This window comes from Borborobacter arsenicus (genome assembly GCF_003934165.1).
Classification (GTDB): Bacteria; Pseudomonadota; Alphaproteobacteria; order Rhizobiales; family Rhizobiaceae; genus Pseudaminobacter; species Pseudaminobacter arsenicus.
Map to the genome: position 1 here is coordinate 136,534 of NZ_ML133508.1, position 22,925 is coordinate 159,458.

Annotated in this window: 24 protein-coding genes; 11 read left to right on the forward strand and 13 right to left on the reverse strand. The window is 61.0% G+C overall.

Features of this window, described 5'->3' with window-relative positions:
- Positions 1–5 precede the first annotated feature (5 nt).
- Both EET67_RS00670 and EET67_RS00675 read right to left on the reverse strand, forming a co-directional pair.
- A complete protein-coding gene (locus tag EET67_RS00670; protein ID WP_128624272.1) occupies positions 6–1,592 on the reverse strand; it encodes a 5-guanidino-2-oxopentanoate decarboxylase in 1,587 nt (528 codons plus the stop codon).
- Positions 1,589–2,437 (reverse strand): dimethylarginine dimethylaminohydrolase family protein, encoded by an 849-nt coding sequence (locus EET67_RS00675; RefSeq protein WP_128624661.1) that lies wholly within the window; start codon positions 2,435–2,437, stop codon positions 1,589–1,591. The genes EET67_RS00670 and EET67_RS00675 overlap by 4 nt, the downstream gene beginning before the upstream one ends.
- A 228-nt stretch (positions 2,438–2,665) precedes the next feature.
- On the opposite strand from EET67_RS00675, the gene EET67_RS00680 reads away from it, so the two are divergent.
- The 5 genes from EET67_RS00680 to EET67_RS00700 all read left to right on the forward strand — a co-directional run bounded on the left by EET67_RS00680 (position 2,666) and on the right by EET67_RS00700 (position 6,441).
- On the forward strand, positions 2,666–3,481 hold the full coding sequence (locus EET67_RS00680; protein ID WP_281010968.1) for an ABC transporter ATP-binding protein: 816 nt from the start codon (positions 2,666–2,668) through the stop codon (positions 3,479–3,481).
- A gap of 65 nt (positions 3,482–3,546) precedes the next feature.
- Positions 3,547–4,311, forward strand: coding sequence for a transporter substrate-binding domain-containing protein (locus tag EET67_RS00685; protein WP_245450670.1), 765 nt, complete (start codon positions 3,547–3,549; stop codon positions 4,309–4,311).
- 76 nt (positions 4,312–4,387) lie between these two features.
- On the forward strand, positions 4,388–5,101 hold the full coding sequence (locus EET67_RS00690; protein ID WP_425359494.1) for an ABC transporter permease: 714 nt from the start codon (positions 4,388–4,390) through the stop codon (positions 5,099–5,101).
- Positions 5,101–5,889, forward strand: coding sequence for an ABC transporter permease (locus EET67_RS00695; RefSeq protein ID WP_128624275.1), 789 nt, complete (start codon positions 5,101–5,103; stop codon positions 5,887–5,889). Before EET67_RS00690 ends, EET67_RS00695 begins: the two co-directional genes overlap by 1 nt.
- A gap of 96 nt (positions 5,890–5,985) precedes the next feature.
- A complete protein-coding gene (locus EET67_RS00700; RefSeq protein ID WP_128624276.1) occupies positions 5,986–6,441 on the forward strand; it encodes a DoxX family protein in 456 nt (151 codons plus the stop codon).
- Between the two features lie 17 nt (positions 6,442–6,458).
- On the opposite strand, the gene mnhG is transcribed toward EET67_RS00700, so the two are convergent.
- From mnhG to EET67_RS00730, 6 genes are read right to left on the reverse strand one after another with little or no spacing between them, the layout of a single operon-like run.
- A complete protein-coding gene (mnhG, locus tag EET67_RS00705) occupies positions 6,459–6,839 on the reverse strand; it encodes a monovalent cation/H(+) antiporter subunit G (RefSeq protein ID WP_128624277.1) in 381 nt (126 codons plus the stop codon).
- Entirely contained in the window at positions 6,836–7,117 is a 282-nt protein-coding gene (locus tag EET67_RS00710) for a K+/H+ antiporter subunit F (protein WP_128624278.1), read from the reverse strand. The genes mnhG and EET67_RS00710 overlap by 4 nt, the downstream gene beginning before the upstream one ends.
- Positions 7,114–7,596, reverse strand: coding sequence for a Na+/H+ antiporter subunit E (locus EET67_RS00715; RefSeq protein ID WP_128624279.1), 483 nt, complete (start codon positions 7,594–7,596; stop codon positions 7,114–7,116). The genes EET67_RS00710 and EET67_RS00715 overlap by 4 nt, the downstream gene beginning before the upstream one ends.
- Complete coding sequence (locus EET67_RS00720) at positions 7,593–9,227, reverse strand: monovalent cation/H+ antiporter subunit D (RefSeq protein WP_128624280.1); 1,635 nt, start codon at positions 9,225–9,227, stop codon at positions 7,593–7,595. The genes EET67_RS00715 and EET67_RS00720 overlap by 4 nt, the downstream gene beginning before the upstream one ends.
- A complete protein-coding gene (locus EET67_RS00725) occupies positions 9,227–9,568 on the reverse strand; it encodes a Na+/H+ antiporter subunit C (protein ID WP_128624281.1) in 342 nt (113 codons plus the stop codon). The genes EET67_RS00720 and EET67_RS00725 overlap by 1 nt, the downstream gene beginning before the upstream one ends.
- Positions 9,568–12,486, reverse strand: coding sequence for a monovalent cation/H+ antiporter subunit A (locus tag EET67_RS00730; protein WP_128624282.1), 2,919 nt, complete (start codon positions 12,484–12,486; stop codon positions 9,568–9,570). Before EET67_RS00730 ends, EET67_RS00725 begins: the two co-directional genes overlap by 1 nt.
- A gap of 93 nt (positions 12,487–12,579) precedes the next feature.
- On the opposite strand from EET67_RS00730, the gene EET67_RS00735 reads away from it, so the two are divergent.
- Together EET67_RS00735 and EET67_RS00740 are read left to right on the forward strand one after the other, a co-directional pair.
- Positions 12,580–12,816 carry a helix-turn-helix domain-containing protein gene (locus tag EET67_RS00735; protein WP_128624283.1) on the forward strand — a complete coding sequence of 79 codons (237 nt, stop codon included), beginning with the start codon at positions 12,580–12,582 and terminating at the stop codon, positions 12,814–12,816.
- Between the two features lie 78 nt (positions 12,817–12,894).
- Entirely contained in the window at positions 12,895–14,250 is a 1,356-nt protein-coding gene (locus tag EET67_RS00740) for a glutamine synthetase family protein (protein ID WP_128624284.1), read from the forward strand.
- Between the two features lie 17 nt (positions 14,251–14,267).
- On the opposite strand, the gene kynU is transcribed toward EET67_RS00740, so the two are convergent.
- The 4 genes from kynU to EET67_RS00760 all read right to left on the reverse strand — a co-directional run bounded on the left by kynU (position 14,268) and on the right by EET67_RS00760 (position 18,289).
- Positions 14,268–15,515 carry a kynureninase gene (kynU, locus tag EET67_RS00745; protein ID WP_128624285.1) on the reverse strand — a complete coding sequence of 416 codons (1,248 nt, stop codon included), beginning with the start codon at positions 15,513–15,515 and terminating at the stop codon, positions 14,268–14,270.
- Positions 15,516–15,530: 15 nt separating this feature from the next.
- Positions 15,531–16,454, reverse strand: a complete 924-nt coding sequence (locus EET67_RS00750) for an ABC transporter permease (RefSeq protein WP_128624286.1) — start codon at positions 16,452–16,454, stop codon at positions 15,531–15,533.
- 3 nt (positions 16,455–16,457) lie between these two features.
- On the reverse strand, positions 16,458–17,237 hold the full coding sequence (locus EET67_RS00755) for an ABC transporter ATP-binding protein (RefSeq protein WP_128624287.1): 780 nt from the start codon (positions 17,235–17,237) through the stop codon (positions 16,458–16,460).
- 65 nt (positions 17,238–17,302) lie between these two features.
- The gene (locus EET67_RS00760) at positions 17,303–18,289 is read right to left on the reverse strand and encodes an ABC transporter substrate-binding protein (RefSeq protein WP_128624288.1); all 987 of its coding nucleotides are present in this window, start codon (positions 18,287–18,289) and stop codon (positions 17,303–17,305) included.
- Between the two features lie 170 nt (positions 18,290–18,459).
- Between EET67_RS00760 and EET67_RS00765 the strand changes: the two genes are divergently transcribed.
- The gene (locus EET67_RS00765) at positions 18,460–19,194 is read left to right on the forward strand and encodes a GntR family transcriptional regulator (protein WP_128624289.1); all 735 of its coding nucleotides are present in this window, start codon (positions 18,460–18,462) and stop codon (positions 19,192–19,194) included.
- On the opposite strand, the gene EET67_RS00770 is transcribed toward EET67_RS00765, so the two are convergent.
- Positions 19,191–20,078 carry a LysR substrate-binding domain-containing protein gene (locus EET67_RS00770; RefSeq protein ID WP_128624290.1) on the reverse strand — a complete coding sequence of 296 codons (888 nt, stop codon included), beginning with the start codon at positions 20,076–20,078 and terminating at the stop codon, positions 19,191–19,193. The genes EET67_RS00765 and EET67_RS00770 overlap by 4 nt on opposite strands.
- A gap of 246 nt (positions 20,079–20,324) precedes the next feature.
- Between EET67_RS00770 and EET67_RS00775 the strand changes: the two genes are divergently transcribed.
- The 3 genes from EET67_RS00775 to EET67_RS00785 all read left to right on the forward strand — a co-directional run bounded on the left by EET67_RS00775 (position 20,325) and on the right by EET67_RS00785 (position 22,780).
- Complete coding sequence (locus EET67_RS00775) at positions 20,325–21,170, forward strand: EamA family transporter (RefSeq protein ID WP_128624291.1); 846 nt, start codon at positions 20,325–20,327, stop codon at positions 21,168–21,170.
- A 285-nt stretch (positions 21,171–21,455) separates the two neighbouring features.
- Positions 21,456–21,821: an ArsR/SmtB family transcription factor gene (locus EET67_RS00780; RefSeq protein WP_128624292.1), complete on the forward strand. Its 366-nt coding sequence runs from the start codon at positions 21,456–21,458 to the stop codon at positions 21,819–21,821.
- Positions 21,821–22,780: an arsenic resistance protein gene (locus tag EET67_RS00785; RefSeq protein ID WP_128624293.1), complete on the forward strand. Its 960-nt coding sequence runs from the start codon at positions 21,821–21,823 to the stop codon at positions 22,778–22,780. Before EET67_RS00780 ends, EET67_RS00785 begins: the two co-directional genes overlap by 1 nt.
- Positions 22,781–22,925: the final 145 nt, after the last annotated feature.

Consider the following 22,925-nt stretch of genomic DNA (forward strand, 5'->3'; position numbering starts at 1 on the left):
CCGGCTCAGTCCACCACGATCTCCAGCAGGAACGGCTTTCTCATTGCCCAGGCGGCCTGCAGTGCCTCAGTCGGGTCAGCCGAGGCTGCGATCCGCTTGGCGGCAATGCCATAGGCTTCGGCAAGGCGGATGAAATCGGGCGGAGCCGGCGAAACGCCGACCGGCTCGACGCCAGCCTCGCGCATGGACATCTCGATCTCCCGGTAGCCGCGATTGTTCCAAACCAGGAAAATGACCGGAGCCTGCGCATCGAGTGCCGCCCCAAGCTCCGACATGGTGAATTGGAAGCCGCCGTCGCCCGACAGGCAAACTACCGGCACATCCGGCATGGCCAGAGCCGCACCGATCGCCGCCGGCGGCCCGTAGCCAAGCGCCCCGAAACCTGTGGCGGCGTTGAACCAGCCAGCCGGCCGATCATGATCATAATAGAGATTGGCGGCATAGATGGGCTGCGTGGAATCTCCGACGATGATCGCGCCCGGCAGCGCATCGCGTATGATTTCGACGAAATCGATCTGTCCGCGCATGGCAGGGCTAAGTTCTGCGAGCGCAGCCTGCCGAACTGCCTGTGCACGGGCTGTGCCCGCGTGGTGTGACACTCCCTTCCTGCCGGCAGCGATCAGTTCGCCCAGCGCCTCAAGCGCTGCCGCGCTATCGGCTTTCAAGTTGACCGTGGCCGGATGCCGGGCAAGCTGCTCTTCGTCGATATCAATGCGTACCAGCTTGGACGGGAGAGAAAATCCGCCATCGCCATACATGTCATAGTCGGTCGGGCCCAGTTCCGTCCCAACTGCAATGACCAAGTCTGATTGGCCGATCAAGGCACGGATGGCTTTCAGGCTTGGGCTGGCATGGACGCCGAGCGGATGCCGGTGAAGCAGGCCGCGTGCATTGGCCGTGGTGACGACCGGTGCATCGATCAGTTCGGCAAGCCGACGCAATGGCGCCTCGGCGGCCCTTGCCCCCCCGCCGGCGAGAATGAGCGGGTTTTTCGCCGCATCCGCCAAGCCGGCTGCCTGGGTAAGCAATGCGCTATCCGCCATTGGCCGGACTGTTTCAACGTCCGGCATTTCAAGCTCACCCGCTTGTTCACTCATGACGTCCAGCGGAATTTCGATGTGTACCGGACCGAGCCGACTGGTTGCAAAGAGCGAGAAAGCACGGGCCAGCACCTGCGGTAATTCATGGCCCGATTCAATACGGTGCGAAAACAGCGCGACCTTTGCCAGCATGCCGCGCTGGTCCGGCAATTCGTGCAGATAGCCCAACCCCTTGCCGATCGAAGCCCTCGCATTGACACTGGAGACGACCAGCATCGGCACGGAATCGGCGCGCGCCTGTCCCATCGCGGTAATCGTATTGGTCAGACCGGGTCCGGTGATGACGAAAGCCACCCCCGGCCGGCCAGAGGCTCGCGCATAGCCGTCAGCCATGAAGGCAGCACCCTGTTCATGACGCGGCGTGACATGGCGTATTTTCGAGCTTGCAAGACCCCGATAGAGCTCGACCGTATGAACACCCGGGATGCCGAAAACGGTGTCGACACCATGCTGTTCGAGCAATTTGATCAGGGCTTCGCCGACGGTGGTCATTGCCGCAGAATGGGCCTTGTCAGGCAGGTCGGGCCGCCTTCGCAGGCAATGCACAGGGCGTCCGCCTCAAAGGTCTGAACCATGCAGCCGGCCTTTTCCATCGCCGCCTTGGTCCGGGGAAATCCGGCAACCGCGATGACCTGGTGCGGCGCGGTGGGCAAGACGTTCAGGCTAAGCCCGCTGGAGGCCGAAAATTCATCGGCGTCGCCCTCGACGAGCCGGATACCCCGCGCCTTCAGCAGTTGGTAGAATGCCGCTGGCAGCAGTGGCGAATAGACCAGCGCCAGATCTTCGGCCAGCGGGCTGATTACCGACATCAGGTGCAGGCAGGCTTCCTCGCCATGCCAGAGCGGCAGGTCGAAGCCGAGGACTTCTATGCCGTGCGGCAACAGCATGTCGGCGAGTTGGCGGATACCTGCCTCGTTGGTGCGCAGGCCGCGGCCGACGGCCAGTGTCCCGCCATCCACCCAGACACAATCGCCGCCTTCGACGGTGCCGGGAGCCTCGACGCGGCCGAGGATCGGTATGCCCATGCGCTCATAGGCGGCTTCGTGCAGCGAAGGCTCCGGCCGCCGCAACGCCTTTCCCATGGAAAGGATGATTGCCCCATGGCCGGTCATCAGCGACGGATCATGCGTGAAGACGGAATCGGCAAGCCCGTCATCACGGTCATCAAGCCATTCCACCCGTGCTCCGGCGGCGGCCACCAATTCGGCGAACGCGGCGTGCTGGGAAGCCGCTTTGCTGGGATCAAAGCCAGGCCCATAATGCCATTTTGTGCGATCCGCGCCGCGCATGGCGCTTCGTGCCGAGCGCATCAGCACCCGTTTCAATGGCGCGGCCATCGATTGTGCCCCAAAGGATCGCGTCACTTGCAAGTTCATCCGCATCTCCCGTCTGCCGGCTGACTGCGAGCCTAAGCAGTGCCGGCGGTAAGGGCAATGGGGGCACGGTCTGCGGGTTGACGGAAAGGAGTGAGCCAGTCCATGCTGGGTGTGGGCAACGGAATGCAACGGAATGCATAGCCGCAGTTTGGGATCGAGACGATCCATCCAGAGTTTGGGAGACCTCTTGTGAGGACTTCTGGCGCCATCCGGGAGGACATCTCCACGGCGCCGGATGGTGCTGCTGAAGCCATCCATATCGAAAACCTGCACAAGAAGTTCGGTGAACTGCATGTCCTGAAGGGGGTATCGCTGTCGGCGCGCGACGGCGACGTGGTGGCCATTATCGGCGGCAGCGGCTCGGGAAAATCGACGCTTCTGCGCTGCATCAACTGCCTCGAAAATCCGACCAGCGGCATCATCCGCGTCAATGGCGAGGAAATCCGCCTTAAAAGCGACAGCCACGGCAATACGGTACCGGCCGACAGGCGGCAGATTGAGCGTATCCGCTCGAGACTCGGTATGGTGTTCCAGAGTTTCAATCTATGGAGTCACATGACGCTGATCGAGAACGTCATCGAAGTTCCGGTGCATGTTCTCGGCATCAAGCGGGAGGAAGCAATCGCCACAGCCGAGAAACTGCTGGCCCGTGTCGGTCTTTCCGACAAGCGTGACGTCTATCCGGCCTTTCTCTCAGGTGGGCAGCAGCAGCGTGGCGCGATTGCCCGCGCGCTCGCCATCCAGCCGCGGGTGATGCTTTTCGACGAGCCGACCTCGGCGCTCGACCCGGAACTGGTCGGGGAAGTGCTGAAGGTGATCGCCGACCTGGCGCGCGAGGGGCGCACAATGATCCTGGTTACCCACGAGATGAAATTCGCCCGCCAGGTCGCGAGCCATGTCATCTATCTCTACAACGGGCAGGTGGAGGAGGAAGGCCCGCCCGAACAAATTTTCGGCACGCCACGGTCCGAGCGGCTCAAGCAATTCATCCGCAATATCGGTTAGGCGGACGAAAAACGGGAACACAATAACCGGAACAGGGAGTGGAAAGAATGGTGAATGGTCTGAAAATGGCGCTGGCGGGACTTGCACTGGGCTTGGCGTCGGTGATGCCGGCACATGCCCAAGCGCTCAAGGTCGGCATCGCAGCCGAACCCTATCCGCCCTTCGCGGCGCCCGATGCCTCGGGCAATTGGGACGGCTGGGAGGTGCAGATCGCCAAGGCGCTTTGCGAGGAAGCCAAGCTTGAATGCGAGATCACGCCGATCTCGTGGGACGGCATCATTCCGGCCCTTACCACCAAGAAGATCGACATGATCGCGGCGTCGATGTCGATCACCGCCGAGCGCGAAAAGACGATCGCCTTTTCCGATAAATACTACAACACGCCGACCGGTATCATCGGCCCCAAGAGCGAGACCTTCGAGGCCACCCCGGAAGGGCTGAAGGGCAAGATTCTCGGCGTACAGGTTTCGACCGTGCATGAGGTCTACGCCAAGAAGCACTTCGGCGACACCGCAGCCGAAATCAAGATCTACCAGACGCAGGACGAGGCGAACGCCGATCTCGCCGCCGGGCGTATCGACGCTGTGCAGGCAGATTCCATAGCGCTTGACGATTTCCTGACAACCGAGCAAGGCAAGGCCTGCTGCGACATGAAGGGTACGGTCGCCGAGGACGTCGAGGTGCTGGGGCCGGGCGTCGGCGTAGGCCTGCGCAAGGAAGACACTGAACTGAAAGACAAGATCAATGCCGCCATCAAGGGTATTCGTGCCAGCGGCAAATATGACGAAATCTCGAAGAAATACTTCGATTTCAACATCTATGGCGACTAGGCGCCGGCAAACCTGATCTCGATCGGTGGAGGCAAAGGCAATCGAAGCGTTCCTTCTCCCACTGTCGCAGTCAGGCCTGTTTGAACTGCTCTCGCCGACCCCGCCCGGCTGGGGCGGCAACCTCCTGCGCGGTCTGTTCAATTCGGTACAGATCGCGCTTGGGGCCTTCGGGCTCGGGCTGGCGATTGGCACAGCCGGTGCCTATGGCAAGCTTTATGGCGGACCAGTCATCCGCGACCTGCTCGAAGTCTACACCACGATCATGCGGGCGGTACCGGAACTGGTGATGATCCTGCTGCTCTATTATGCGGGCACCGATCTGGTTAACCGCGCACTGCAAGGCTTCGGCTATTCGCCGATTGACATCAGTGGCCTGGTTGCCGGCATTGCGGTTCTGGGCATCGTGCAGGGCGCTTACGCAACCGAAGTGTTGCGCGGCGCCATCCTTGCCATTCCGCAAGGCCAGATCGAAGCAGCGCGCGCCTATGGCATGTCGCCTAGCCTGCTGATGCGGCGCATCACGTTGCCGGCCATGCTGCCTTTCGCCATTCCCGGCCTCGCCAATCTGTGGCTGATCGCCACCAAGGATACCGCGCTTCTAGCCGTTGTGGGCTTCAACGAACTGACCCTGGAAACGCGCCAGGCAGCCGGCAGCACCAAGGCCTATTTCACCTTCTTCATGGCGGCTGGCGTGCTTTACCTGCTGCTGACGCTGTTTTCCAATGTGATTATTGGACGTATCGAGCGCTGGTCGCGTCGTGGCATGCCCTCGGTTGCGGGCGGACATTGATGCAAGACCTGCCACGCAGGGCCCTGCGCATTCCACCGCACCGGATCGGACTTCTGGTTGCTGCATCGGCTCTGGTAATTTTCGCCGCGCTCTTCATGCGCTGGGACTGGCTGCCCGACTATTACGGTCTTGCGCTTGCCGGGCTGTGGCGGACGATCTGGATTCTGGTCGTCACCTGTGTGCTTGGCTTCGTCATTGCGGTCCCGCTCGGCCTTGCCCAAGCAGGCGGGCCGCTTTGGCTGGCGCTGCCCGCCCGCGCCTTCTGCACGACGATACGCGGCACGCCGCTATTGCTTCAGCTCTGGTTGCTCTATTTCGGTCTGGGCTCATTGTTCCCGCAATATCCGTGGATACGAGAATCCGAGCTCTGGCCCTATCTGCGGCAGGCATGGCCCTATGCGGTGCTGTCGCTGACATTGTCCTTCGCCGCCTATGAGGGCGAGGTGATGCGCGGGGCCTTCGCCGGTGTGCCGCGCGGTCAGCTCGAGGCCGCCCGCGCCTTCGGCATGCGGCGAAGTGCCATCCTTCGTCGCATCTGGCTGCCGCAGGCCATTCACCGGGCCCTGCCGACATTGACCGGCGAAACCGTACTGCAACTGAAAGCAACGCCATTGGTAGCGACCATCACAGTCGTGGACATCTATGCGGTTGCCGGGCGGGTGCGGCAGGACACTTTCATCATCTATGAGCCCTTGCTGCTGTTGGCGTTGGTCTATCTGTGCATCGCCGGCATTATCGTATTCGCTTTTCGGCGGCTTGAAGCACGAATTCCGGCGAGGCTCGGATAACAGCAGCGCCATTCCCTCAATAGGCGCCTCACTCTTTCTTGATTTGACCGTGAAGGGTCCCGGCTGCCGTTTGTGCAGTGCAACCAAGGAGATGGCATGTCTGAAACGACGATGATGAAAACCCGCAGCCGCCTGATCATTCCCGGCTTGAGCGGCCTGTATGAAAGTCTGCATGAGGGCGCGGAAACGCTGCTGCGCGTCGTAGCCGGCCTCGCGCTCGTCACCCATGGAGCGATGAAGATCGGCAACCCATTCGGAGCCGCCGAAATGGTGGAAGGCCTTGGCTTTTACCCCGGCGTGTTCTGGTCGCCGTTATTGGCCTTCACCGAATTCTTTGGCGGGTTCCTGATTGCGATCGGCTTGTTGACCCGACCTGCGGCCTTTGCCGCCACATTCGTTCTGCTGGTGACCGTCTGGTTTCACTGGATAACCATGGGACAGGGCTATTCAGGCGCGGAGAAGTCTATTCTCTGGGCGGCGATCTTCCTGTTCTTCACCATTCGCGGCGGCAATCGTCATTCGGTGGATGCGAAGATCGGCAAGGAATTCTAGCCGATCCGGGGCACACCTCAGGGCTGGCCCTCTTCATCCCCCAGACTGTCGACTGTTTCAAAACCAGGGACATTGCCATTCGTTTCGGCGCGGTCGCGGTAAAGTGCCGCCCGCGCCAGAAGCATGAGCGTGACCGGTGTGGTTACGAGCACGAAGACCGTGATCAGGATTTCATGCAGCACCGGCCGTGATCCGAGGACACTGAAGCAGGTGATCGAGGCGATCAGGATGCTGCCGGCGCCCCAGGTCGTGCCAAGCGTCGGTGCATGCATGCGTTCATAGAAACTTTTCAATCGCAAAAGGCCAATCGCTCCAGTCAGGGTCAGCCCCGAGCCGACGACCAGGAAAAAGGCAACCAGCAAGGCTGCCCAAGCGGGCAGGTCGGAAGGATGAGTCATTCGATCACCTCCCCGCGCATCAGGAACTTGGCCAGCGCCACGGTGGAGACAAAGCCGAGCAGCGCTATGATCAGGGCGAGTTCGAAATAGAGCGTCGTGCCGGAGCGGATGCCGAATGTCAGCAAAAGCAGCATGGCGTTGACATAAAGCGCATCGAACGCCAGCACGCGATCCTGCGCGCGCGGGCCGCGGACCATCCGGTAGAGATTGCAGCCCATCGCCGCGACAAGGAAAAGCTGCGACAACGCGATGGCAAGGATGAGGATGATGCCGCTCATTCGAAAATCTCCATCAGCAGGTGCTCGTAGCGCTTGATGACGTTGATCCATCCCTGCTCATCGACGAGATCGAGAACATGGGTCAGCAGCCTCCCATTGGCGGCGTTGTAGTCTACCCAGGCAGTGCCCGGCGTGCTGGTGATGATGCAGGCAAGGATTGCCAGGCCGGTGCGGTCACGCAGTTCGAGCGGAATCATGACGAAACCGGATGTCTGTCTTTTGTGCCCGCCTTTCAGAATGATGCTCGTAACGGCGATATTGGAACGCAGGATGTCGATGAAGACCAGATAGATCAACTTAGGGATCAGGTCCCACCGCCGCAGCCTGGGCTTGGACGGCTGCAGTGCCACCATGGCGCGCGACGCAAACAATGCAATGGCCGTGCCGAGTATCGCATGGCCAAGCGAAAAGCTGTTGAGCAGCAGCCACATGACCACCAATGACACGGTCAGCAAAGGATATGGCAGCAGACGGCTCATTGATGCGCCTCCCGGGCGGGAGCGGGCATGCGAGGCGCGCTCAGCACGTCTCGAATGTAGTTCTCCGGAGCGTGCAGCGAACGCGCAGTTGCCTCCATGTAACGCATCACCGGACCGCCCTGTACCGTTATGGCCAGGCACAACAGCAGCAGGAAGGCGACCGGCACGATTTCGATCAGCAGGACGCGCGGCACCGTGCCCTCGATTGGCGCCCAGAACGTCCGGATTCCGGCGCGCGTCATGGCGATCATGGCCGACAGGCCGGACAATATGAGCAGCGCGACAAGCGCCCATATCATGGCCGGGATAACGCCGCCGGCGCCAAATCCCTCCGGGTTCATCATAGCCGTCAGCAGCGCGAACTTGGCGATGAAGCCGGAGAGCGGCGGCATGCCGGCGAGCAGCAATCCGCACCCGGCAAAGCAGATTCCCAGAATAGCGAGCGTCGCAGGAATGGCGACACCGACTTCCTCTTCCTCCTCCTCGTCATCCAGGTCGTCACCATAGGCCTCGCGCGTAACGGCAAGGATGTCGGCGGCCGGATCCTGTGCGCGCTCGACCAGTTCGATCAGCAGGAAGAAGGCGCTGATCGTCAGGGTCGAACTCACCATGTAGAACAACGCGCCCGAGGTTACCTCGATCTCGGCAAGTCCGATCGCCGCCAGAAGGGTGCCCGACGACACCAATATGCTGAAGCCGGCAAGCCTTCCCATTGCCTGCGATGCCAGTACGCCGATAGCGCCGAAGGCGATTGTCGCCATCCCGCCAAACAGAAGCCACTGCTCACCGAAGCCGGAAGATGCGCCCGCACCCGCGCCGAACAAGAGGAGGGACAGGCGCAGGATGATATAGACGCCGACCTTGCTCAGGATGACAAAGATTGCAGCCACCGGCGCTGCCGCCGCCATATAGGCTGTCGGCAGCCAGAAGCTTAGCGGCCACATGCCGGCCTTGACCAGGAATGCAACGCCGAGGATCGCGCCGCCGGCCTCCAGCAACATGCGATTTTCTTCCGGTACGGCGGGTATGCGCACGGCCAGATCGGCCATGTTCAAGGTGCCGGTCACGCCATAGATCAGGCTGACGCCGATCAGGAACAGCGAGGCACCGGCGAGATTGATGACGATATAGTGGAGGCCCGCCCTGACACGAAGTGTTCCTGAGCCATGCAACACCAAGCCGTAAGAGGCTGCCAGAAGCACCTCGAAGAAAACGAACAGGTTGAACAAGTCGCCGGTCAGGAAGGCGCCGTTCAGCCCCATCAGCAGGAACTGGAACAACGTGTGGAAATGCGGCCCGCTTTTGTGCCAGCGCGCCAGCGAATAGAACAGCGACGCGCAGGCGAGCATCGCGGTCAAGGTCAGCATCAACGCCGACAGCCTATCCAGTACCAGGACGATGCCGAAGGGGGCCGGCCAGTTGCCAAGCAGGTAAACCCCTGTCGTCGGCGTGCCCGTATCGGCGTCTGCCAGCCTCAAAAGCGCGACCGCGACAATTGCAAGCATCAGCACCGAAACTGCGCTGATCAGCGCCTTGAGAACACGGCGGCGCTCATCAAAAAGCAGCAGCAGCGCGCCGGTGGCCAGCGGCAGCAATATCGGCAGGATGATGAGATGATCGGACAGAAGCATCAATTCGGCTCCCTGCCGTCGACATGGTCGCTGCCAGTAAGGCCGCGGGAGGCGAGAAGCACCACGAGAAACAGCGCTGTCGTGGCAAAGCCGATGACGATGGCTGTCAGAACCAATGCTTGCGGGATCGGATCGGTATATTGCGTCGGATCGACCGGTGCTCCGGACGGCAGCACCGGAGATGCGTTCACCCTCAGCCTGCCCATGCTGAAGATGAACAGGTTCACCCCATAGGAGATGAGGGAAAGGCCGACGATGACCTGATAGGTGCGAGGCCGCAGCAGCAGCCAGACGCCTGAACCGACCAGCACCCCGATGCCGATGGCAAGGATCAGTTCCATCAGGCGATCTCCTCGTCGGCCGCTGCGGCGATCTTGGAGGCGCGAAGGCGGCGGATCGACTGGTGGGCGAGCGCGATCAGCATCAGCACCGTAGCCCCGACAACCAGCGAGAAGACGCCGAGATCGAACAACGCCGCTGTCGCCGCGGGCACCTCGCCAACCAGCGGAATGTCGATATAGCGCGAATGGGAGGTCAGGAACGGATATCCGAATATCCAGGCGCCGGCGCCGACGCAGGCTGCAATCAGCAGGCCGAGGCCGATCCAATTCACCGGCAGGACACGTAACCTGTCTTCCACCCAGGTCGTTCCGGCGGCCATATATTGCAGGATGAACGCCGCCGCCATTGCTACGCCGGCTGCAAAACCGCCACCGGGAAGGTCGTGGCCGCGAATGAAGAGATAAGCCGCCAGCACGATGATGACCGGAAACAGCCACTGCATGATCACGGACGGGACGAACAGATAGTCGTTGAGCGTATCGCCATGCTGACGATCAGGCCGCTCTTCGTCGAATGCCCGCTGGATGCGCTGCTGCTCAGGCAGTTCGATGCTGTCGGGCGCTGGGCGGAAGCGGCGCAGCAGCGCAAACACCGTCAATGCGACGATGCCAAGAACGGTGATCTCCCCGAAAGTGTCGAAGGCCCGGAAATCCACCAGGATGACATTGACAACGTTGCGCCCGCCACCCTCCAGATAAGAGCGCTCCAGGAAGAAATCGGCGATCGTCTCAGGCGGCGTGCGGGTCATGACGGCGTAGGCGATCAGGGTCATGCCCATTCCCGCGCTGATGGCCATGGCAAGGTCGCGGAAGCGACGAAGCCGCGCGCCAACGGTCGTTGGCTCTGTGAAGTCCATATGGAAGCGCTTGGGCAGCCAGCGCAAGCCAAGCAGAATGAGCACTGTGGTAACGATCTCGACCAGCAATTGGGTGACTGCCAGGTCGGGCGCCGAGAGCCAGACAAAGGTCATGCATGTGACGAGCCCGGCTCCTCCCAGAAGGATGAGGGCGGCAAGCCGGTGGAATTTCGCCTGATAGGCAGCGCCTATCGCGCAGAGTATGCCGATGAGCCAAATGCCGGCAAAGACCAGGTCAATGCCCCTCCACACCAGTTCGCCCGGGTGGAAACCCTGGCTATAGAGTGGCCATGCCGCCGCACAGAAGGCTATCACCACGAGGAGACGAAGCTGCGGTTGCAGCTTGCGGGTTCCAAGCCGGCTTTCCAGGGTTCGTGCCCAGCGCCAGGACAGCGTCACCATGATGCGCTCGAAAATGCGCTGGCCTTTCAGCCGGCGCAGGATCGGCGGGCCTTCCTCGCAGCGGGCAAGATAATCCTTCAGCAGAAGGTAAAGCAGTGTGCCGCCGGCAAGGGCAATCACGCTCATGATCATCGGGACCGTGAAGCCGTGCCAGACCGCCAGGCTGTATTCGGGTGTCTGCGGCCCGAGCACCGACGTCACCGCGGAATGAAGGAAGGGACCGATGGTCAGCCCAGGCACGATACCGACGATAAGACAGGCGAGCACGAGCAACTGGATCGGAAACCGCATCAGGAACGGTGGTTCATGCGGTTCATGCGGCAGATCGGTGGGCGCCGGTCCGAAGAAGACGCCATGGATGAAGCGGATCGAATAGGTGACGGCGAATGCGCTGGCGACCACGGCGACATAGGGAGCGGCCGTATCGAGGATCGAAACCTCATGGGTCTGGATCGCCTCGGCGAAGAACATCTCCTTGGAGAGGAACCCGTTCAAAAGCGGCACGCCGGCCATGGCTGCACTTGCGACCATGGCGAGGGTGGCGGTGATCGGCATGAAGCGGAAAAGCCCGCTCAAACGACGGATGTCGCGCGTCCCGCTTTCATGATCGATGATGCCGGCGGCCATGAACAGCGACGCCTTGAAGGTGGCATGGTTCATCATGTGGAAGATCGCGGCAACCGCACCGAGCGGGCTTCCGAGGCTGAGAAGCAGCGTGATCAATCCGAGATGACTGATCGTCGAATAGGCGAGCAGGCCTTTGATGTCCTGCTGGAAAATGGCGAAATAGGCCCCCAGCAGCAGCGACATCATGCCCGCGAAACCGACGATCCAGAACCATTCATAGGATCCCGCCAGCACCGGCCACAACCGCGCCATCAGGAACACGCCGGCTTTCACCATGGTGGCCGAGTGCAGATAGGCTGAAACCGGCGTCGGTGCCGCCATCGCATTGGGCAGCCAGAAATGGAATGGAAACTGGGCGCTCTTGGTCAAGGCCCCGAACAGAATGAGCACAAGCGCAGGCAAATAGAGTTCGTGCGACCGGATCGCATCTCCCGACGCCAGAACGCGATCGAGATCATAGCTGCCGACGATATGCCCGAGGATGAGCACACCCGCAAGCAGGCCAAGTCCGCCCGAGACGGTGACGGTCAGGGCCATGCGCGCACCGTCGCGAGCGCTGGCATTGTGGTGCCAATAGCCGATCAGCAGGAAGGAAAAGATACTGGTCAGTTCCCAGAAAACCACCAGCAGGATAAGGTTTCCGGAGATCACCACGCCGAGCATCGCACCCATGAAGGCGAGGAAGAAGGAAAAGAAGCGCGGGACCGGGTCCTCGGGCGACATGTAGTAGCGTGCGTAGAGAACCACCAGGAAACCGATGCCGCTGATCAGCATGGCGAACAGCCAGGCAAAACCGTCCATCCGCAACGAAATATTCAGGCCCAGGGAAGGCAGCCATTGGATTTCGCTGTGTATGGCGCCGCCAGCGGCCACATGTGGATAGCATGAGATGGCAAGCGCCAGCCCGGCCAGGGAAATACAGCCAGCCAGCCATGCTTCGGCGTTGCGGGCGTTTGAAGGAAGGAAAGCGGCTATGAGGCTGCCGACAAAAGGCATGACGAGCATCAAGATCAGCGATGTATCGTCTGCCATCTGCGTTGGAGCTCTCCGGAAAAATCAGGCAACCATTGCCTGACTTCGCCCATTATGGTTGACTCGAACAAGATTCGGCAAGGCTTTGATTGAATGAATCTCCTTCCTCAACAATGCCGCGCGGCAAGAGGGCTGCTCAATTGGACACAGGCACAGCTTGCAGCGCTTGCCGGAGTGTCACGCACCACGATCAAGGATTTTGAGTGTCACAGGCATTGCCTGCATCGTGCCACCGAGGACTTGTTGGTCAAGGCGCTCGAGAAAGGCGGTGTGCGCTTGCTTTCGGCCGACGACGAAGGACCAGGGGTGCGCCTGAAAAGCCAGATATAGGCGATCGCGGTACAGGCTGTTATAGGGCTCGTGCCCACCCTGAAGGCCGGGCACTAAAATCAGTCCTGCGGAGGAAAAATGCGCGAGCTGGAAAGCCTGCTGGCGGACAAGGGATGCCAGTTCGCGACAATCGCATCCTGCGACACCAATGGCTTCCTGCGCGGCCAGTTCGTTTCGCGCAAGACCCTTTTGTCGATTGCGCGCAATGGTGTGGGCATGGCGCCGGTAACCCTTGCTTTCGATCCGACGGATGTCGTGCTGCCGATCCCCGGGGTCGGCGACGAGGACGCCGACTTCCACGACGGCAAGATGCGTCTCGACCTGGAAACATGGCGCGAAATCCCCTGGCATGGCGAGGGCAAGCGGCTGCTTTTTCTGGGCGACCATCAGGGCGAGGAAGCGGCGCTCTGCCCCCGTTCACTGCTGAAGAGGGTGGTGGCGCAGGCTCATGCCGACGGGCTTTCGCCAAAATACGGGCTTGAGCTGGAATATACGCTATTCAACGAGACGCCGCAGTCGGCGCGCGACAAGGGCTATCGCAACCTAGTCCCCGCTACCACCTATCCCAGCCACGATCTGCTGCTTTATCAGGCCGCGCAGAGCAAATGGTACGACGACCTGGTCGATATGTGCGCCAGCCTCAGGATCGACCTCTACAAGGCCCACGAGGAAATCGGCCCCGGCTTCATGGAAGTGTGCGTCGATGCGGGCCGCGACCTTGGCCCTGCCGATCAGGCGGTAGTCCTGCGCACTTTCCTGAAAGCCTTGGCGCTACGCAACGGCCAGATGGTCACCTTCATGTCACGCTGGAGCGAGCAGGCCGACAGCCAATCGACCCATATCCATATATCGCTGGTTGATGAGAAAAACGGCGCGCCGCTTTTCTGGAGGGAAGGCGCGCCGCACAATATGTCGGATACGCTCCGCCATTTCATCGGCGGCATGCAGGCGCATCTGGCTGAGCTGATCCTGATCTTCGCGCCGACGGTGAACTCTTACCGTCGCTTTGCGCCGGGTACCTTCGCCCCGTCATCGCTTGGTTGGGGCTTCGAAAACCGCACCACGGGTCTTCGCGTCGTCGGCGACGAACCGGGAGCAATGCGGCTGGAAAACCGGCTGCCCGGGGCGGACAGCAATCCATATCTGACCACCGCAGCCATGCTCGCTGCCGGCCTGGCAGGCATACGTCGCCGCATCGAGCCGCATGCCGAGTTGATCGGCAACGGCCTGGGGAGACGCAAGCATGATCCGGCGCTGCTGTTTCCCCGCACTATGGCCGAAAGCATCGAGCGGTTTCGTCGATCGGAATTTGCGCGCGAATGGCTGGGCGAGCGTTTCGTCGAGGCGTTCGCCGCCACGCGCGAGGCGCAGATGAACGAATTCGCCGTCAAGGTGCCAGATGTGGAACTGGCGCGCTTCTTCGAACTTGCGTGAAGGCTCGGAACGGGCTGTCAGGTGACAGCAGCGCGTACCGCAAAACGCGGCTCGCGCCACGCCTCAGTCTCTAGAATGTCGCGCAACGCATCCACTGCGTTCCAGACGTCGTGATAGCCTATATAGAGCGGCGCGAAGCCGAAGCGCATCACGTCTGGCGCACGAAAATCACCAATCACGCCGCGTTCGATCAGCGCCTGCATGATAGCGTAGCTGTTCTCATGTGAGAACGACACCTGACTGCCGCGCGAGGTGCCGTCGCGCGGACTGGCAAGCTTCACGCCAAATCGGCCGCAATGGGCCTCGACCAGTTCGATGAACAGATTTCCAAGCTCGACGCTCTTCTGGCGCAGCAGCGCCATGTCGACATCGTCCCAAATGTCGAGCGCACCCTTCAATGCGCGCAAAGACAGGATCGGCTGCGTACCGCAAAGAAAGCGGCGGATGCCGGCATCGGCCTCATAGCCCTGTTCGAAGGCGAAGGGCTTGGCATGGCCCCACCAGCCCGACAGCGGCTGGCGCAGGTCCTGATGGTGGCGCTTGGCCGCGAATAGGAAAGCCGGCGCACCAGGGCCCCCATTGAGATATTTATAGGTGCAGCCGACGGCCAGATCGGCATCCGCGCCATTCAGATCGACCGGCATGGCGCCGGCACTGTGGCACAGGTCCCAGACGATGATCGCACCAGCATCATGCGCCTTGCGGGTCAGGGCAGCCATATCGCGCAGCTCGCCGGAGCGGTAATTGACATGGTTGACCAGCACCACGGCAACCTTGTCGTCGATCAGTTCCTCGATCGTGGGGGCGTTTACCCCTTCCAGCCGGATTTGGGTGCCGGGGCGCGTGGCAGCGACCCCTTCCGCCATATAGAGATCAGTCGGGAAACTGCTGCCCTCCGCCACGATCACCGAACGGTCCGGACGCAGGGAAAGTGCTGCATGCAGGGCCTTGTAGATATTCGTCGAGGTCGTGTCGGTGACGACTGTCTCGCCGGGAGCCGCGCCGATCAACCGCCCGATCCGGTCGCCAAGCTGCTGCGTAAGCTCAAACCAATGGGCCTTGTTCCAACTGCGGATGAGGCCCTGTGCCCATTCCTCTTTCGCGGCTGTCTCCAGTTCGATGAATGCCGCCTTGGAGGCGGCCCCAAGTGAATTGCCGTCGAGATAGATCACGCCCTCCGGCAGGATGAACCGCTCGCGCATATGGCGAAGCGGGTCGCTTGCATCAAGCGCGCCAACCTCCGAGACACCAGGAACTGAAGACATGGAAATCCCCCAAATCTATTCGCGGAAGGCTTCGCGAGCGGGCGCCGGCCCGCGGCTGCGGCGCAGGCTTGGCAGCGCCAGCATGGCGAGCACGAAAAGGCCCGTGGCAAGCTTGAGGTCGGGCGGCGGCATTCCCGCGGCAAGGCACAGGGACACGAGTTGGTAATAGACGATGGCGCCGACGAAGGGCGCCGCTATCTGACGCAGAACGCTTTGCTTGCCTACTATCGCCTCGCCGATCATCAGCGCGGCCAGGCCGTTGATCAGGATGCCGAGACCCATATTGACGTCGGCGAAGCCCTGCGACTGGACCATGACCGCACCGCTGAGCGCCGAAAAAGCGCCGGCGAGCCCAACACCGCCGATGGTTGCGGCCCAGACATTGATGCCCTGCGCCTCGGCCATATCGGGATTGGCGCCGACAGCACGAACCGCGGTCCCCCTCTCGGTCTTGAAGTAGATGTTAAGCAGGACGAAGACCGCCAGCGAAAGCAGGCCAACAGCCACGATCTTGCTTGCCGGGAAACCCGGCTGGGTGAAGGGCACCCAGTCGAACACTGTCGGCGCACCGAACACCGACAGGTTGGATTTGCCCATGATGCGCAGATTGACGCTGTAGAGCATCGTCATCATCAATATGCCGGCCAGCAGCGTATGGATGCGGAAGCGCAGATGGATGAAGGCGGTGCAGCAGCCGGCCGCAAAGCCTGCGATCAGCGCCACGGCGATCGCCGTCAGCGGCGACGCGCCTGCCGCCAGTAGCACGCCACACACGCAACCACCGAGCGGAAAGGCGCCTTCGCTGGTGAGGTCGGGGAAGCTCAGCATCCGGAACGGGATCATGATCCCAAGGACGACGAAGCCGAGAATGAGGCTCTGGGCGAGCGTGACGGGGATGAGCGAGATGAAGCTCGCGAAAGTGGTTTGAACGAAATCCATCGGTCAACTCGCAAGCAGCATGCGGTCGGTCTTGACCGCGAAATGGCCGATCAGGTCGGGCACGGTGATATTGGCCTTCTCGTCACCGGCAATTTCCAGGCGCACGCGGCCCGCATCCAGCATGATCACGCGGTGACCGAAATCAACGGCATGCTGCATGTTGTGAGTCACCATCAGGGTGGTGAGCTTCAATTGCTCGACCGCGCGAACGGTCGCTGCCATGACGATGTCGGCAGTGCGTGGATCAAGGGCGGCCGTGTGCTCGTCCAGAAGCAAGAGATCGGGAGACCCGCCCACTGCCATGATCAGTGACAGCGACTGCCGTTGACCGCCCGAAAGCAGCTCAACTCGCGTATCGAGCCGGTTTTCGAGGCCAAGGCCAAGAAGGGACAGCCTCTCGCGATAGGTTGCAATGCGAGTGTTGGTGAGACCGGGGCGCAGGCTGCGCTTCTTGCTGCGCAGATCGGCCAAAAGCATGTTCTCCGCCACCGTCATGCTGGCCGCCGTGCCCTTCATCGGGTCCTGGAACACACGTGCCAGCCGCATGGCCCGCTTGTGCACCGGCAAGCCTGACACATCGTCGCCATTGACCAGTATCTGGCCCGAATCGAGGCTGAGCGATCCTGATACGGCATTGAGCATGCTGCTCTTGCCCGCGCCGTTGGAGCCGATGACCACACCGAACTCGCCTGTGCCAAGCTTGAGGTTGAGCCCGTCAAGGGCAACCTTCTCATCTGCCTGGCCGCGGTAGAATGTTTTTTGCGCCGACCGGATTTCCAGCACGGGCACCTCCCTTTGGAATGCGGCAGCACGAGAATCGCGCCACCGCATCGATCACTTGTGGCCGATCACTCGACGAAGCAGTTGCAGCCTTCCAGCTCCGCTGGCAGCTCCGCGCCGAATTCCTTCAGCGTGGCCTTGTTGATCAGCGGCGCATGATCTTCATAGGCAGGGTTCACCGGCGCGATGGTCTTCGGGTCGGCACCCTTGAGGATCTGCAGTGCAATCTTGCCGGCATTGATGCCGACCTGCTCGTAATTGACCGCAAAGCTGGCCGGCACCACACCCTTGCGGACGGCGTCGTCGTCGGAATTGACGATCGGGATGCCGGCCTGGCGGGCAGCAGCCGCCACGGCGGCAATCGCCGGCTGCAGCAGGTTCGAAGCAGGCGTGTAGATCACGTCGGCCTTGCCGGCGAAGGAAGCGACGCGCTGCTGGATGTCATTGACATTGTCTACGCCCACCGCGACCACCTCGAAGCCAGCCGCATGTGCCGCTTCCTTGACCTTGTCCAGCAATGCCACGTCATTGGCCTCGCCCGGATTGTAAGGCTGACCGAAGCGCTTGGCCTCGGGCAGCAGCTTGTGGGCGAATTCCATGACGGCTGCCACGTCCTGCAGATCGGTAGCGCCGGTCATTCCCTCATCGCCGGCATCCCACGAGGGAACCAGCTTGGCCGCCACCGGGTCGGTGACGGCGGTGAAGACGACCGGGATGCCCGACCCCGCCAGCGCCTTCTTGGCGATCTGCGAAACCGGCGTGGTCACGGTATAGATCATCTGCGGCTGTTCGGCCTGCAGCTTGGCGATCATCTGCGGAACCAGCGAGGCATCGAAATTGGTGTGGCTGGTCGAATAGACGACGTCCTTGCCTTCGACATAGCCGCCTTCCGCCAGCGCCTTCTTAAAGCCTTCGATCGAGGCGTTGAGCTGGGGGTGTTCGCCGAAATTGGCGATGCCGATGCGAATTGGGTCGGCCGAAGCAGCGCCGATGGCTGCAACAACGACACTGGCTGCAACGATACCGCGCAGCCAGCCCCTCTTTGCCTTGTTCATGCTATTCCTCCGAATTGATCCAACCAGCTGCCACCGGTAGCGGCGGCCATGCAGTGCCTTGCTGCTAGCCTGGAGCATAGCGAAGCCGTTGCATTGGTCAATATTATATATAATCGTTGCAGATTTATCGCATGATATATAATTTTTGAGAGGCTGGATGAGTCGAAACGATGCAGAATGGCGAGCATAGCAGCAAGACCGAGAGCGCCTACCAGACGCTGCGACGCGACATATTGGAGACCCGTCTCCAGCCCGGCGCGCCGCTGAAGCTCAGCGCCCTGCGCAACGCCTACGGTATCGGCTGGACACCCTTGCGCGAAGCCCTGTCGCGCCTGGAGGCCGAGCGATTGGTCACTGCGATCAGCAACCGGGGATTTGCCGTCGCATCTGTGTCGCGAGAGGAACTGGAAGATCTCACCCATGCGCGGCTGGTGGTCGAACTGCCGCTGTTCCTGGAATCGATCAAGCACGGCGACAGTGATTGGGAGGCGGAAGTCGTTACCGCGCATTACCGCCTGTCGCGCTGCAAGCTGGCGGTGGACGATTCGTCTGAAGCGGCGGTCAATGAGTGGGATGAAAAGCATGTCGCCTTCCATTCAGCCTTGCTCAGTGCAGCCAATTCACGCTGGCTCCTGCGGTTCCACGCCAACATCACCGACCAATTGCGACGGCATCACCGTTTTCTCGGACTTGCGCCGACATTGCGTGCCGCAGCGGGGCTGAAAGCGGGTTACGAGGAAGCTGTCGCCGCCTTGCGCGAGGCAATGGCAATCGAGAATCACACAAAACTCATGGAGGCCGCTCTTGACCGGGACATCGAGCGGGCGAAGGCGTTGATGATCGAGCATATCGGCTACACGCTTCACGTCTATGCGCGCTCGGCGAAAGACACGGAGGCATATTAGCCGGCGGTTTTGCGCCATGGCTTGAATTGCCTCGCCTCTTCTTTCAGCCATTCGCAAAACAGGGCGGATTTGCGGTGCGGACGTGTACGGCGTATCGCAACATAGTCCATTCCGCTTTCGATGAATCCATAGGGTGCCACCAGCCGACCGGCATGAATGTCGTCGGCCACCAATGGCCATGGCGCGATACAGACCCCAAGGCCCGCCATTGCCGCTTCCAGCATGAAGTAGAAATGCTCGTATCCGATACCCGGCTCATCTTTCACGCCGATGCCAGACCGGGCAAGCCAGTCGGCCCATGCCTCGGGCCGGGTTTGCGTATGGAGCAAGGGGAGGCCGGTAAGATTCGGCGCATACCTTCGCGCGAGCTGCGGCGCCAGGACCGGGCCGACCTGCTCCCCAAAGAGCGTGGTGATTTGTGCATCCGGCGGCCAAGGCCCCGTACCGACCCGAATGGCCACGTCGAATCCCTCGCGCGCGAGGTCGATCGGGCCATCTGATGAGGTCAGCCGGACCGAAATGCCCGCATGCGCCGCCTGGAAGCCATATAGCCTTGGAATGAGCCAGCGCATGGTGAATGTGCCGAGGCACGACACGTCAATGGGGCCGTCCTCTGTATCCGCGACGAGCCGGACGGCCTTGTCGATTTGATCGAATCCCGAAACCAGGCCCGGCAGGAGCGCATGCCCGGCCTCGGTCAATTCCAGCCTATTTTTCGGCCCCTCGAACAGGGTCACGCCCAGCACTTCCTCCAGATGTCTTATCTGCCGGCTGATGGCGCTATGTGTGACATTCAATTCGGCGGCAGCCTGAATCATACGCCCATGTCGCCCCGCGGCCTCGAAGGCGCGAAGGGCATTCAGTGAGGGCAGGTGGCGTGCCATGTGAGATTTCCGAACAAAGCCTGTTCGAACATATCGCTTTTCCCTTTGATCTGCACGGCGTTATAAGCCAGCCATATCAAGGAGGGGGCGGAAATCGAACATCGGTAGTTTGCGTCCCGCTTCCAGCCATGTCGACATGCGGTGCGGCAAGGCCGCGTAGCGATATGCGGCGAACGAAATTCTCCGATGAAGTCGCTGCCTAGCCGTGTTCCACCAACGAGCACTCCTGGCAGACGCAGGAAAAAAATGGAACCCATCGTTTTCATAGCAGTGTTGCTGGCGGCCGCATTTCACGCCGGTTGGAACGCCATCGTCAAGATCGATCTCGACCGCTTTTTATCGGTAACACTGATCTCGGTTTCGGCCTGTATCATTGCCGCTCCGATGCTGCCCTTCGTAGCTATCCCGCATGCCGCCACCTGGCCCTGGCTGCTTGTCTCGATCGGCCTGCATACCGGCTACAAGTTGTTCCTCATCCAGGCCTATCGGGCTGGCGATCTTGGTCAGGTCTACCCGATCGCTCGTGGGGCCGCGCCGCTGATCGTCTCCTTCGTCATGTCGTTTTTCTTCGGCGAGATGTTGACCCCAGCCGCAATGGTCGGCATCGCCATGCTGGTCACCGGCGTCTGCTTGATGTCGCTCCGCGGTGGGCGCGATCGAGCCAGGCTGGAAAAAAAGGCCATAAGCTTCGCCCTGATCACCTCCGTCTTCATCGCCGGCTACACCGTGACAGACGGTCTCGGCGCGCGGCTCAACGGCGATGCGCATGGCTATGCTGTCTGGCTCTTCGTGCTCGACGGCCTGACGATGCTGGGCATAATGCTGGCCCTGCGGGGCTGGCGCGGATTGGCTGCACTGCAGCCTTATTGGCGCAGCGGCCTGGCTGGCGGCACGATGTCGCTTGGCGCTTATTGGATCGTAATCTGGGCGGCTACCCTTGCGCCGATCGCGCTTGTTTCGGCCCTGCGCGAATCCAGTGTCCTATTCGCGGCCGCGATCTCGGTCCTGATCCTGCGCGAGCCTCTGACCAGATGGCGGCTGCTGTCAGCGCTGGTCATCGTCACCGGCATCCTCGCGACAAGAATGAGCTGACGCGGCAGACGGTTCTGGAGCGTCTTGTATCGAGCGCAGGAGTTAAGTCTGCATGCGTATTCAGTTTGTGGAAATGGCGCACCGGACAAGATGAAACTGGGCACCGCTATGTCATTGTCGGTGCTTTGTAATTTTTCCCTGGACGCGCTGGCGGATGCTTTGCCACGCGAGGGTGCCCCCCCCTAGCGCGGCATTGTTGCGCATCCGAAAGTCTGACTGCTCGCTATTAGACGCGTTGCAAACCATGCCGAAGCCGTTCATTACTACGATCAAAGGAGCGTTGTAATGAACGAAGCCGAAGTCCTCAAAGGATTTGGGGCCATATCACAAGAGACCCGCCTGAGGATCGTCCGCATCTTGGTAACAGCCGGTGCCGACGGGCTGCGCTCGGGGGCCATCGCAGAGGCTCTCGGCAGCTCGTCACCGCAACGCACATCGTTCCATCTGAAGGAACTAGAAAATGCGGGATTGGTGCAGAGCCGCCGCGAGGGCAAGTCCATTATCTACAGCGCCAATTTTCCGGCGCTCTCCGATCTCGTAGCTTTCCTCATGCACGATTGCTGCGGAGGGCATTGCAAGTATTGCGACCAAGCGATTGCCCTCTTTGCCAAATGCACTGGCCGGCCTACCGGCGAAGCGGGGGCGTATTGATGAGAGACGTCCTCGAAAGATATCAAGTCTGGATTTACTTCAGTGCCATTGCTCTAGCGGTCGCAGTCGGAGTCGCGGTGCCGGGAACTACCGCGATGGAGGCGGGCATAACTCCGTCGCTCGCGTTGATGCTATTCGTCACTTTCCTGCAGGTGCCGCTGGCTGAGCTGGGCCGTGCGCTGCTCTGCGTGCGCTTCCTAGCCACGCTGCTTGCAGCAAACTTTCTCGCAATACCTCTTCTCGTGTTCGGCCTGATTCAATTTCTGCCGCCCGATCCATTGGTAAGGCTCGGGGTACTTATGGTATTGCTAACGCCCTGCATCGATTACGTAGTCACGTTTTCGCACTTGGGTCGGGGCGATGGAAAATTGTTGCTGGCGTCGACGCCGGCTTTGCTGATAGCGCAGATGGCGCTGCTGCCCATTTATCTTGGATTATTTCTGGGCGATGCTGCTAATGGTCTGATCCATATAGAACCTTTCTTACATGCTTTTCTCTGGCTGATAGCCGTCCCCCTAGTGCTCGCAACCATCGTTGGATTCATCTCTGCGCGGTCCGCTTTCTTCCGGCGTATTGCAGACATCCTCGGTTTGTTGCCTGTGCCCGCGACCGCGCTGGTCCTGTTCATCGTAGTGGCAACCGTGGTGCCGCAACTCGGGCTGGCGCTGAAGGGCGCGCTCGTGGTGACACCGGTCTATGTAGCCTTCGGTGTGATCGCGCCGCTTGTCGGATGGGGCATCGCCAAGTGGGGCGGCCTCGACGCGCCGGCTGGTCGCGCGGTCGCATTCAGCACCGGCACCAGGAATTCCCTTGTCGTGCTGCCGTTGGCCTTCGCCGTGCCCGGCGCTGTGCCGCTGCTGCCGGCGGTCATCGTGACACAGACAATGGTCGAGCTAGTTGCACAACTTGTTTACATCAAGCTCATTCCCAAGCTCGGCGGCAAAACGGCATTAGCGTGACGGGGTTGTGTCATCGCGGATGTTTGGTGCCCAGTTCAGTTCTAATGCACGTGAAAAATGTTGTCTCAGATCATGGCGCAGAAACCGGCACCGGTTAGGTTGAAAACTGGCCGACCAAGGTCCGCATTGATCGGTTGTTGATCCA